General features: G+C 17.9%; 14 protein-coding genes. 9 read left to right on the top strand and 5 right to left on the bottom strand.

Annotation, left to right across the window (positions count from 1 at the left end):
• Positions 1 to 7 precede the first annotated feature (7 nt).
• The 4 genes from trpB (at position 8) to yciA (ending at position 3,432) form a co-directional block, all read left to right on the top strand.
• Positions 8 to 1,180: a tryptophan synthase subunit beta gene (gene trpB, locus RJT18_RS00950; protein WP_343154961.1), complete on the top strand. Its 1,173-nt coding sequence runs from the start codon at positions 8 to 10 to the stop codon at positions 1,178 to 1,180.
• A gap of 11 nt (positions 1,181 to 1,191) precedes the next feature.
• Entirely contained in the window at positions 1,192 to 2,001 is an 810-nt protein-coding gene (trpA, locus tag RJT18_RS00945) for a tryptophan synthase subunit alpha (RefSeq protein WP_343154960.1), read from the top strand.
• Between the two features lie 89 nt (positions 2,002 to 2,090).
• Complete coding sequence (locus RJT18_RS00940; RefSeq protein ID WP_343154959.1) at positions 2,091 to 2,843, top strand: YciC family protein; 753 nt, start codon at positions 2,091 to 2,093, stop codon at positions 2,841 to 2,843.
• 157 nt (positions 2,844 to 3,000) lie between these two features.
• Entirely contained in the window at positions 3,001 to 3,432 is a 432-nt protein-coding gene (gene yciA, locus RJT18_RS00935; RefSeq protein ID WP_343154958.1) for an acyl-CoA thioester hydrolase YciA, read from the top strand.
• Positions 3,433 to 3,607: 175 nt separating this feature from the next.
• Here the strand turns inward: yciA and lipA are convergent, their stop codons facing one another.
• The 5 genes from lipA to mnmA form a co-directional block, all read right to left on the bottom strand.
• Positions 3,608 to 4,537 (bottom strand): lipoyl synthase, encoded by a 930-nt coding sequence (lipA, locus tag RJT18_RS00930; RefSeq protein ID WP_343154957.1) that lies wholly within the window; start codon positions 4,535 to 4,537, stop codon positions 3,608 to 3,610.
• A 42-nt stretch (positions 4,538 to 4,579) separates the two neighbouring features.
• Positions 4,580 to 5,221: a lipoyl(octanoyl) transferase LipB gene (gene lipB, locus RJT18_RS00925; RefSeq protein WP_343154956.1), complete on the bottom strand. Its 642-nt coding sequence runs from the start codon at positions 5,219 to 5,221 to the stop codon at positions 4,580 to 4,582.
• A gap of 13 nt (positions 5,222 to 5,234) precedes the next feature.
• Positions 5,235 to 5,852, bottom strand: a complete 618-nt coding sequence (locus RJT18_RS00920) for a YchE family NAAT transporter (RefSeq protein ID WP_343154955.1) — start codon at positions 5,850 to 5,852, stop codon at positions 5,235 to 5,237.
• Positions 5,853 to 6,085: 233 nt separating this feature from the next.
• A complete protein-coding gene (locus tag RJT18_RS00915; protein WP_343154954.1) occupies positions 6,086 to 6,862 on the bottom strand; it encodes an enoyl-ACP reductase FabI in 777 nt (258 codons plus the stop codon).
• A 187-nt stretch (positions 6,863 to 7,049) separates the two neighbouring features.
• Positions 7,050 to 8,156, bottom strand: a complete 1,107-nt coding sequence (gene mnmA, locus RJT18_RS00910; RefSeq protein WP_343154953.1) for a tRNA 2-thiouridine(34) synthase MnmA — start codon at positions 8,154 to 8,156, stop codon at positions 7,050 to 7,052.
• A 193-nt stretch (positions 8,157 to 8,349) separates the two neighbouring features.
• Here mnmA and lepA point away from each other — a divergent pair, with 193 nt between their 5' ends.
• The 5 genes from lepA to acpS all read left to right on the top strand — a co-directional run bounded on the left by lepA (position 8,350) and on the right by acpS (position 13,016).
• On the top strand, positions 8,350 to 10,134 hold the full coding sequence (gene lepA, locus RJT18_RS00905; RefSeq protein ID WP_343154952.1) for a translation elongation factor 4: 1,785 nt from the start codon (positions 8,350 to 8,352) through the stop codon (positions 10,132 to 10,134).
• 21 nt (positions 10,135 to 10,155) lie between these two features.
• Positions 10,156 to 10,980, top strand: coding sequence for a signal peptidase I (gene lepB / locus RJT18_RS00900; protein WP_343154950.1), 825 nt, complete (start codon positions 10,156 to 10,158; stop codon positions 10,978 to 10,980).
• A 62-nt stretch (positions 10,981 to 11,042) separates the two neighbouring features.
• Complete coding sequence (gene rnc / locus RJT18_RS00895; protein ID WP_343154949.1) at positions 11,043 to 11,723, top strand: ribonuclease III; 681 nt, start codon at positions 11,043 to 11,045, stop codon at positions 11,721 to 11,723.
• Between the two features lie 13 nt (positions 11,724 to 11,736).
• Positions 11,737 to 12,573 (top strand): GTPase Era, encoded by an 837-nt coding sequence (gene era, locus RJT18_RS00890; protein WP_343154948.1) that lies wholly within the window; start codon positions 11,737 to 11,739, stop codon positions 12,571 to 12,573.
• Between the two features lie 62 nt (positions 12,574 to 12,635).
• Complete coding sequence (gene acpS, locus RJT18_RS00885) at positions 12,636 to 13,016, top strand: holo-ACP synthase (protein WP_343154947.1); 381 nt, start codon at positions 12,636 to 12,638, stop codon at positions 13,014 to 13,016.
• The last annotated feature ends 18 nt before the right edge of the window (positions 13,017 to 13,034 follow it).

Below are 13,034 nucleotides of genomic sequence, written 5' to 3'. Positions count from 1 at the left end.
TATTAAAATGACTATTCTAAATCCATATTTTGGAAAATTTGGTGGTATGTATGTTCCTCAAATATTAATTCCTGCTTTACTTCAATTAGAAAAATATTTTGTAAAATATATTAAAGATGAAAATTTTTTACAAAAAATGAAAGATTTATTAAAAAATTATGCTGGAAGACCAACTCCTTTAACTTTATGCAAAAATATTACTATTGGTACAAATACTAAATTATATTTAAAAAGAGAAGATTTATTACATAGTGGAGCTCATAAAATAAATCAAGTTATTGGACAAGCTTTGTTGACAAAAAAAATGAAAAAAACTAATGTAATAGCAGAAACCGGAGCTGGTCAACATGGAGTTTCTACAGCCATGGTATGTGCTTTGCTGGATTTAAAGTGTAAAATATATATGGGTAGTAAAGATATATATAGACAAAATACTAATGTTATGAAAATGAAATTTTTAGGTGCTAAAGTAGTTCCAGTTAATACAGGTACAAAAACTTTAAAAAGTGCTTGTAATGAAGCAATACGATCTTGGTCTTATAACTATCATAATACTCATTATATTATAGGAACATCTGCTGGACCTCATCCTTATCCTATAATGGTACATAAATTTCAAAGTGTTATAAGTAATGAAGTAAAAAAGCAAATTATAAAATTAGAAAAAAAACTTCCAGATGTTGTAATAGCTTGTGTAGGAGGAGGATCTAATGCAATAGGAATATTTTCTAAATTTTTAAATAAAGATAATGTAAAATTAATAGGAGTAGAAGCTGGAGGTAAAAATAAAACTAAAAATAGTGCATCTTTAAAATATGGAAAAGTTGGTATTTACTTTGGAATGAAATCGAACATTATACAAAATTTTTATGGGCAAATTAAAAATTCTCATTCTATTTCTGCTGGTTTAGATTTTCCATCTGTGGGACCTGAACACGCATGGTTGAATTATTCAAAAAGAGTTAAATATGTTACTATAAATGATAAAGATTCTGTAGATGCATTTAAAATATTATGTAAAAAAGAAGGTATTATACCAGCATTAGAATCTTCTCATGCATTAGCATATGCTATTAAAATAATTAAAAAAAATCCAATTAAAAAACAAACTATTATAGTAAATTTATCTGGCAGAGGAGATAAAGATATTTCTTCAGTTAGTAGTTTTGTTAAAAATTAAAGATACATATTATGAAAACAAGATATAATGATCTTTTTATAAATTTAAAAAAAAAAAATGAAAAATGTTTTATACCATTTATAATGTTAGGAGATCCTGATTTTAAAACTTCATTGACTATAATAAAAAATATAATAAAAAGTGGGGCAGATGCTATTGAAGTAGGAATTCCTTTTTCAGATCCTTTCGGTGACGGATCTATAATACAAAATTCAAATTTAAGAGCAATAAATTCTAATATTACTGTTTCAAAATGTTTTAAAATTATAAAAATTTTAAGAAAAAAATATTTTAAAATACCTATAGGATTATTGACATATGCAAATATAGTTTTCTCTAATGGAATTAAAAATTTTTATGAAAAATGTCGAAAAGTTGGTTTAGATTCTATACTAATAGTTGATGTTCCAATTGAAGAATCAAATATATTTTATAAATATTCATTAAAAAATAAAGTTTCACAAATTTTTTTATGTCCTCCAAATGTAGAAAATTATATATTAAAAAAAATTATTAAAATGTCTAGTGATTATATATATATACTTTCTAGACCTGGTGTAACTGGAATTTTTAATGATAAAATTTTTAATACAAAAATTATATCTAATAAAATAAAAAAAATTTCTAAAATACCTTTAATTCAGGGATTTGGAATATATTCAAAAAATCAAATAAGAAATATATTAAAATCAAAAATAGATGGAGTTATATGTGGATCTATAATAGTAAGACAAATAGAAAAATATTTAGGAAATAAAAATAAAATAGTTAAAAAAATTAATAATTTAATAAAAATTTTTAAAAAATCTACAAAAATATAATATTTTTTTATATTTTTTTATTTTAAAAATTTTTGTATTTTCTTAATTCTATTTATGTGTAGTATAAAACTTTTTATGGTGATATAATAATGTTTATTAAAGAAACTAACTTATTTATAGAGACGTTTGATTTTATTAAAAAAAATATAATAAAAATTTTTTTAATATCTATATTTTACTCTTTCTTATTAGTTGTATCAGATTTTTATATTATACCAGCAATACAAAAAATTTATTTTTCAGTTATTGAACAAGATGAAAATATGTATTCTTTAATACATATATTTGATTTTATGACTTTTTATAATAAAAAAATATTTTTAAAATTTTCTTTTTTAAGGAATATAATTTATATAACTAGTATTACGTTTATTATAGAAAGTATAATAATGATAGCACACTTTAAAATTTTTAAAAAAAAAAATAATTTATGTAATTTATATAAAAATTTTTTTTATATTTTTCCAAATTTATTTATATTAATATTTTTTATAAATTTAATAGTTCAAATTGGAATAGTGTTATTAATATTACCTGCCATAATTTTTTCTATTTTTCTTTCATTGTCTCCAATAATTTTAATAATAGAAAAAAAAAGTATACTTTTATCTATAAAAAAAAGTTTAGTAATCTGTTTTTCAAAATATACAGAATTATCTTTTCCTATAATATTATGGTTAATAGCGAAATTTATTTTATTAACAATTAGTACAATTTTTGTATTTAGTCCAGAAAATTTATTTTGTTTTTTATATAATTCTGTATCTAATTTTTTTTTATGTATATTAATAGTATATTTATTTAAATTTTATTCTTTATTTAATCCTATTAAAAAATTTTAAATATATATTTTAAATTTTTTATACTTTAATACAGTTTAAATATTAATTCTAATATTTAAAAAAATATTTTTTTTTAAAATATTTTAATATTTTTTAATATAATTTTTATTTTAATTTTAAAATTACTAAAAAAATATATTTTTTTTTGGAAAATATTATGACAAATATAAACAAAAATTTTCCACAAGGAAAACTAGTTATAAGAACTTTAGCTATGCCAAAAGATGTAAATATAAATGGTAATATTTTTGGTGGTTGGATAATGTCTCAAATAGATTTAGGGGGTGCTATATTAGCAAAAGAAATATCAAAAGGAAAGGTAGCTACGGTAAGAGTAAAAAATATTACTTTTTTAAAACCAATTTTTGTTGGAGACTTAGTTAGTTGCTATGCAAAATTATATAAAATAGGAATAAGTTCTATTAATATAAAAGTAGAAATTTGGACAAAAAAAATTAGTTCAAAATTAATAGGAATGAATAATATAGTAGCAAAAGCTAATTTGATATATGTGTCTATAGATAAAAATAAAAAAAAAAAATTTGCATATAATAACTATTTTATAGAAAATAATAATTTTAAAAATTAAATAAAATATTTTATTTATAAAAATTTTTGTTTAGTTTAAATAAAAAATATTTTATAGATATATTTAAAATATTTAAAAAACATTTTTATTTATATAATAAATAAAATTTTTTATTTATTTTTTTTTTTGAATAATTAAAATAATTAAGTATTATTTTTAATTATTCAAAATCATTTTAATTATATTTTTTTTTAAAAATTTTATTAATTTGTAATCTTGAATGATATGATGATCTTACTAAAGGTCCACAGAATATATTTTTAAATCCTATTTTTTTTGCTAATGTTTCTAATTTATTAAATTCTTTTATAGTAAAATACTTTTTTACTGGAAAATGATTTAAACTTGGTTGTAAATATTGTCCTATAGTTATCATATCTACAAAATTTTTTTTTAAGTCTTTTATTACATTTATTATTTCACTATATTTTTCTCCTAAACCTACCATGAATCCAGATTTTGTTAATAAATAAGGATTTTTTTCTTTAATTTTTTTTAAAAGATATAATGAATTTTTATAATTAGCTCCTTTTCTTACATATTTATATAATCTAGGAACACTTTCTATATTATGATTAAAAATGTCTGGAGGGCATGTAGATATTTTTTCTATAGCATAATTAATACATTTTTTAAAATCTGGAACTAATATTTCTATAGTAGTGTTTAAATTATTCTTTTTTATTTCTTTTATGCACTTTAAAAAATGATTAACTCCTCCGTCTTTTAAATCATCTCTATTTACAGATGTTATTACTACGTGTTTTAAATTAATTATATTTGCTACTTTTGCTATTTTTTTTGGTTCATTAACATCAATTTCTTTAGGTCTTCCTTTTAAAACAGCACAAAAAGAACATTTTCTAGTACATATGTTTCCTAATATCATAAAAGTTAAAGTTTTTTTATTAAAACATTCATATATATTAGGACATAAAGCTTCTTCACATACAGAATGTAAATTATTACTTTTTATAATTTTTTTTATTATTTTTATTTTTTTATCATCTATAGGAAATTTAGAAGTTATCCACTTAGGTTTTCTTAAAATTTTTTTATATGTGTTAGAAAAAATAATTTTATTCTTATAATTTATATCTTTCATATAAATATAATTTATCCTTATAAAATAACAATTATTAATATTTTAATAAAAATTTTCCATAAAAAGCCTTATATTTTTTTTTAATATTTTTTTTACATTATTTATTAATATATTTTTATTATAAAATTTCATTTTAGTCATTTCAATTTTATTATCATTACATGGTATTATTAACTTAAATGGAAATAAATCCATATCTACATTTAAAGAAAACCCATGCATAGAATATCCGTTTTTTACGCATAATCCTATAGAACAAATTTTTTTTTTATTTACATATATTCCAGGTTTTTTTTTATTATAATATCCGTTTATATTAAAATGTTTTAAAGTTTTTATTACTATTTTCTTTATTATATCAATTAATAAAAATATTTTTTTTCTATTTTTTAATTTAATCAAAAAATATACTAATTGCTGACCTATTCCATGATATGTAATTCCACCTCCTCTATTAGAAAAATGCATACTAATTTTTTTAGTAATATAATATTTTTTATTATAGAAATTTTTTCCTAATGTGAATACTGATGGATGTTCTACAAGCCATATTTCATCTATAACACATTTTTTTTTAAAAAATTTTTTCATATTATAAAAAGTATTTTTCCATTTCTTTATTCCTAAATCTTTAAATATAAAATTTTTATTTTTATTATTTTTTATTTTTTTTTTTATATTCATATATAAATAACTTTTACTTTAACAAAAAAAATTTTATTTCATGTATTAAAAATTCTATTCCAGATGACATTAATAATATTCCCATTATTTTAGTTATTATATTAATTCCATTTTCTCCAAAAATTTTTATAAAAAAGCTAGACAAATTAAACAAAATCCAGCAAATATATGAAAAAAAAGCAATTATAATAGAACATAACATTAAATCAAAAATATTATTATGTTTTGTACTCCATATTATAACAGAGCTTATTACACCAGGACCAGCTATTAGTGGAATTGCTAATGGAACTATACTAATGTCTTTTTTATTAAAATTTTTATCTTTTTCATAAATTTTACCATTTATCATAGACATAGCCATACTTGTTATTAATATGCCTCCCGCCATTCTAAAAGAATGTATAGAAATTCCTAGCATATTTAAAATTTTATATCCAAAAAATAATGAAAATAATAATATAAAAAAAACTGTTATATTAACTTTATAATTTATTATTTTTCTTTCTATATAAGTTTTATTACTAGTAATACTAATAAATATTGGAATCATTCCTATAGGATTTATTAAAATAAATAAGTTTAAAAAAAAATTTATATATAAAAAAATGTCTAATGATTTTAAATACATTTTTACACCTCAAAAATATTATTTTTATTAAAATATAAAAAATTATAAATATTTTAAAAATTTTAAAATAACATAATACACTATATAGTGATAAACATAACTCTGTTAAAAAAAATTAAATTAATATAATTATATAATTCAAATATATTATATTATATTAAAAATATATATTTTAAATTTATTGTAATAAATAATTATAAAATTTTATTATTTTATATTTAATAAAAATTTTTCTAAAAAATATTATTTAAACCATTATTTGTATGAATTATTTGACCTGATATTCCAATAGACATATCAGAACATAAAAAAGAAGCTATATTTCCTATTTGAAAAATGTTTATATTATTTTTATTTAATACTTTTTTTTTAGAACTATTATAAATTTTAAAAAAATTTTTTATTGAATATGAAGATGTTGTTCTCATTGGACTTATTGAAATAGCATTAGCTCTTATATCATATTTTTTAAAATAATAATCTATATATTTTACATTAGATTCTAAAGATGCTTTAGCTGGCCCCATTACATTGTAGTTTGGTACTACCATATTAGATCCTAAATAAGATATTGTTAATAAAGAAGAATTTTTATTTAACATATTTTTACATTCTTTAGATAAAGCAACAAAACTATAAGAACTTATTTCATGAGATAAAAGAAAACTTCTTCTATCTATTATATCCAGATAATTTTTAGAAAATTGTATAGATGGAGCGAATGCAATAGAATGTACTAATCCATCTAATTTTTTCCAATACTTTGATAATTTAAAAAATAAATTTTGTATACTATCATCACTAAATACGTCGCATTTCAAAACTATTTTACAGTTATTTTTTTTTGCAAAATTTTTTACAAATTTTTTATCTTTATTATTAAAATATGTGATAGCTAAATTTGCTTTATGAAATATCATAGATTTAGCAATTCCGTATGCTATTGAAAATTTGTTTCTAATTCCCATTATTAAAATTTTTTTGTTAAAAAGTAAATTTGTATTTTTCATATTTTATAAACTATATATTTTATAAATTTTTAAAAAAAAATATCTTTATTTTTTTTAATTTATTTTTTATCAATATTTTAATATAAAAAATTAATATTATTTTTTTTATTCATATAAAACATTAATATAAAAAAATTATTATATAAAAATTATTTTAATATTAATACAAAAGTTTAAAAACTATTTTTTAATAAAATTTTACTAATGGAATTTGTTTTAAAATTATTCCACCGCCTAAACATATATTATAAATATAAAAAACAGCAGATTGACCAGGAGTTATAGAAGAAATAGGATATTCAAATATTACTCTTAATAAATTTTTATTTTCTAATTTTGTTAAACAATTAAAAACTTTTTTTTGATGTCTTATTTTTACTGAGCAGAAAAAATTTTGATTAATATTAATTTTAACTAAAAAGTTGATTTTATATATTAACATTCCTTTAGACATTAAATATGGATTATTAAATCCTCTAGAAACTATTAAAACATTTTTTTTTATATTTTTTTTTACAATATATATAGGAGAACAATCTATTTCATTATTTTTTTTTATATTACCTATTTTTCTTCTTTGTCCTAAAGTATAATTATGAAATCCATTATGTTTTCCAATAAATTTTCCAGAAATTGTAAATATTTTTCCTATTTTTGTTGGAATATACTTTTTTAAAAATTTTTGAAAATTTTTAGGACCTATAAAGCATATTCCTGTTGAATCTTTTTTATTTGCTGTAGGCATTTTTAACTTTCTAGCTATTAATCTAACTTTTTCTTTTTTCATATTTCCTATTGGAAATAAAATTTTTTTTAATTGTTTTTTTTTTAATGTATATAGAAAATAACTTTGATCTTTTTCTTTATCTGTTCCTTTTTTTAAAAAAAAATCTCCATTAATACACGTTAATTTCGCATAATGACCTGTTGCTATAAAATCAGCTTTTAGTTTTTTTGTAGAAAATTCTAAAAAAGTATTAAATTTTATTTCTTTATTACATAAAATATCTGGATTTGGAGTATTTCCTTTTTTTAATTCATGTAAAAATTTTTTAAATACTTTTTCCCAATATTCTATTGAAAAATTTATTTTATGAAATGGAATATTAATTATATTACAAACATTTTTTACATCTTCTATGTCTTTTTTATAAGAACAAAAATTTTTTTTATCATTTCCTTCCCAATTTTTCATAAACAATCCTTCTACATCATATTTTTTTTTTAATAACCAAGCCGATACTGAAGAATCCACTCCTCCAGACATAGCAATTATAACTTTTTTTTTTTTCATATTTTTTTAAATTAAAATTTTTATTAATAATTATATAATATACAAAAATATTTTTTTATATATTTAAAACATATGTCTTTATATAATAATATAAATATTTTTTTTAATTTAATTAATAAATTTTAATAATATTATATTTTTTAGTAAATTGTTTATAATATAGAATAACAATAAAACTTTTTATTAAAAATAAATGAAAAATATAAGAAATTTTTCTATTGTAGCTCATATAGATCATGGAAAATCTACTTTATCAGATAGAATTATTCAGATATGTAATGGATTACCTAAAAGAGAAATGAAAAATAGAATTTTAGATTCTATGGAACTAGAAAGAGAAAGAGGAATTACTATAAAAGCTCAGAGTGTTTCATTACAATACAAATCTATATCTGGTAAAAAATTTCTCTTAAATTTAATAGATACACCAGGACATGTAAATTTTTCTTATGAAGTATCTAGATCTTTATATGCATGCGAAGGAGTATTATTAATAATAGATTCTACTCAAGGGGTTGAAGCTCAAACTCTAGCTAATTGTAGATTTGCATTAAAAATGAAATTAAAAATTATACCAGTACTAAATAAAATTGATTTACCAACTTCAAATATATCAAAATCTATAAAACAAATAGAAGAAATAATAGGCATTACATCAAAAAATTACATAAAATGTTCTGCAAAAACAGGAAAAGGAATTATAGAATTATTAGAAAAAATTATAAGATTTATACCACATCCTAATGGATGTAATAAACATAAATTACAAGCGTTAATAATAGATTCATGGTTTGATAATTATTTAGGAGTAATAATTTTAATAAGAATAAAAAATGGAATTTTATTTGAAAATTCTAAAATAAAAATAATAAATACTGGATATATTTTTAAAGTGGAAAAAGTTGGAATTTTTACTCCTAAAAAAATTTATAAGAAATGTTTAAAATCAGGAGAAATAGGATGGGCAATATGTGGAACTAAAAACATTTCTTCTATATCAGTAGGTAACACTATAACTAATTTTAATAATGAAGAAAAAATTTTTGTAGAAAAAATTAATAAAATAAATCCTCAAATATATATAAGCTTGTTTCCTATTAAATCTGAAAAATACAAAATGTTAAAAGATGGAATTAAGAAATTGAGTTTGAATGATAATGCTTTACATTATGAAACTGAGCATTCTAATGTTTTAGGATTTGGTTTTAGATGTGGATTTGTTGGTTTGTTACATATGGAAATAATAAAGGAAAGACTAGAAAGAGAATATTATGTAGATATAATATCTACATCTCCTAATGTAATATATAAAATATTTACTAAAAAAAATAAAGTTTTATATGTAGATAACCCTTCTAAATTTCCAGAAAAACAATATATAAAATATATAGAAGAACCTTTTTCTAAATGTACTATTTTATCTCCAATAAAATTTTTTGGTAAAATAATAAATTTATGTATAGAAAAAAGAGGTAAACAAATAAAAACAAAATATTTTGATAATCAAGTTTGTATGATATATCAAATACCTACATCTGAAATAATTATTGATTTTTTTGATCGATTAAAATCTATTTCTAAAGGATATGCTTCTTTAGAATACAAATTTTTAAAATATAAAAAATCGGATGTAGTAAAATTAGACATATTAATAAATTCAGAAAAAATTGATCCTCTTTCTCATATTATTTATAATAATAATATAAATAATTTTTCTAAAAAAATATTAAAAAAAATAAAAGAAACTATTTCTAGACATCAATTTAACATTTCTATACAAGCTTGTATTGGAAATAAAATAATTGCTAAAGAAAATATAAAACAATTAAGAAAAAATGTATTATCTAAATGTTATGGTGGCGATATAACTAGAAAAAAAAAATTATTACAAAAACAAAAATATGGTAAAAAAAAATTGAAAAAAGTAGGTAAAATAAATATGTCTCAAGAAACGTTTTTTTCAATTTTAAAAAAATAAAATATTTTAGAGAGATATAAAATGTATAACTTAATTACAGATTGTATTATATTTTTTACATTTATAACGTTTATATTTTGGTTATATGAAAAATTTATTTTAAATTTTTTATGTAAAAATTGTTTTTTAAAAGAAAATAATATAATTAAATTTATTAGTTCATTTTTTTATACATTTTTAATTATATTTTTAATAAAATCATTTTTTTATGAATCGTTTAAGATAAAATCAAATTCTATGTTTCCAACATTAATAGATGGAGATTTTGTAATAGTAGAAAAATTTTCATATGGAATTAAAGATCCGATATTTAATAATATTATAATAAATTATAAAAAACCACAAAATGGAGATATAGCTATATTTAAATATCCTAAAAATGAGAACATTTTTTTTATAAAAAGAATAGCAGCAATACCAGGAGACATTATAAAATATAATGTTTCAGAAAATAAAATTTACATATATAGAAAGTATATAAAAAAAAATAACATTTATATAAAAAAAATATCTTCTTTTAACAATATTAAAAATTTTAATTTAAAAAATGAAATAAAAAAATATAATTATTGTTTTAATAGAACTTTATTAATTAAAGAAAATATATTTTTTTATAAAAAATTTTTAAAAAATAAAAAAAATAATTCACATATATTTTTAGTTCCAAATAAAAATTATTTTGTTTTAGGAGATAATTTAAAAAATAGTTTAGATAGCAGATTTTGGGGTTTTGTTCCAGAAAAAAATTTTATTGGAAAAGTAAAAATAATTTGGTTTAGTATAAACAATAGTGAAAATAAATATTTAGGAAATATAATTTTTAAAAGAATAGGAATGTTATTATAAATAAAATATATTTTTAAAATAAAAAAAATATATTTATAATTAATATATAAAATTGGTAAAATATGAATTTTATAGAAATAAAAAAAATACAAAAAACTCTAGGTTATGTTTTTAATAAAACAGAATTATTAAAACAAGCTTTAACTCATAGAAGTGCAAGTAACAAACATAATGAAAGGTTAGAATTTCTAGGTGATTCTATTTTAAGTTTTATAATAGCTAATGCTTTATATAAATGTTTTCCTCTAGTAAATGAAGGGGATATGAGTAGAATGAGAGCTACTTTAGTTAGAGGAAATACTTTAGCTCAAATAGCTCATAAATTTGATTTAGGAGAATATTTAAAATTAGGACAAGGAGAATTAAAAAGCGGTGGATTTAGAAGAGAATCTATATTAGCTAATACTGTTGAAGCCTTAATAGGTAGTATATTTTTAGACAGTAATATAAAAATTACTGAAAAATTAATATTAAAATGGTATCATAATAGATTAAAATATATAAATCCTAAAGATACTAAAAAAGATCCAAAAACTAGATTACAAGAGTTTTTACAATCAAAACATTTTCCTTTACCTACGTATTATATAATTCAAGTATATGGTGAAGCTCATAGTCAATTATTTACTATTAGATGTAAAATATATGGAGTAAAAAATCATGTTGTAGGAATAGGAACTAGTAGAAGAAAGGCTGAACAAGATGCAGCAAAAAGAGCTTTATTAAAATTGGGAATAGAATAATAAAATAAAAATTATGAAAAATATATTTTGTGGAACTGTATTAATATTAGGAAAAACTAATGTAGGAAAATCTACTTTATTTAACAAATTGATAGGAAATAAAATATCTATAATTTCTAATAGAAAAAATACTACAAAAAAATATATTTTAGGAGTAAAAAATGATATTAATTATCAATCAATTTTTATAGATACTCCTGGATTTAATAATAAAAAATATAAAAAAAATAAATTAAAAATTTTTAATAAAAATTTTTATATAGATATAATAATATTAGTAATAGATAAAATTATATGGAAAAAAGAAGATGAAATAATTTTTAAAAATTTAAATAAGCATAAAAGGCCAATAATATTAGTAATTAATAAAATAGATAAAATAAAAAATAAAAAAGTTTTATTACCTTTTTTTAAAAATATTTATAAAAATAATAAATTTTTTAAATTAATTCCTATATCTGCTAAAAAAGAATATAATATTTTAGAATTAAAAAATGTTATAAAAAAAATTTTACCAATTAGAAATCATATTTTTAAAAAAACATTTGTTACTTATAATACAAAAAAATTTTTTATATCTGAAATTATAAGAGAAAAATTTATGTATTATTTGCAACAAGAAATACCATATAAGTTAAAATTTCAGACAAAAACTATAAAAAAAATGTTAAATAAAGAACTTTATATAAAAACATTAGTGATAGTAAAAAATAATAGACATAAAAAGATAGTTATTGGGAAAAATGGTAATATGATAAAAAAATGTAATATTAAGTCAAGAGCAGAAATAGAAAAAATATTAAAAAAAAAAGTACATCTTTATATTAATGTTTTATATAAAAAAAATTAATAAATTTTAATAAAAAAATATATATTTTTAATTATAATTAAAAAAGAAAAATTTAATTTATTATGAGTATAATAGGTATAGGTATTGATATAATAAAAAAAAGTAGAATTAAAAAAATTAAAAGTTTATTTGGAAACAAATTTGCGAAAAAAATTTTATCTAACTTAGAATTAAAAAAATATGAGTTTTCAAAAAATAAGATAAAATTTTTAACAAAAAGATTTTCAGCAAAAGAAGCATTTGTTAAAGCATTAGGAACTGGAATAAGAAAAGATATATCATTTAAAAATTTAGAAATATATAATAATTGTTTAGGAAAACCTAAAATAAAAGCGTTTAAAAAAACATTAAAATTTTTAAAAAGAAATAACATAATTAAAAAACATATTAGTATAAGTCATGAAAAAAAATATTTTTGTTCTGTAGTAATATTAGAAAATTAGTTATATAAATAAAAAAGA

The organism is Buchnera aphidicola (Pseudoregma panicola), assembly GCF_039376655.1.
Classification (GTDB): Bacteria; Pseudomonadota; Gammaproteobacteria; order Enterobacterales; family Enterobacteriaceae; genus Buchnera_G; species Buchnera_G aphidicola_C.
Note: the sequence above shows the minus strand (reverse complement) of the source record. Positions and strands in the feature narration are given on the sequence as shown.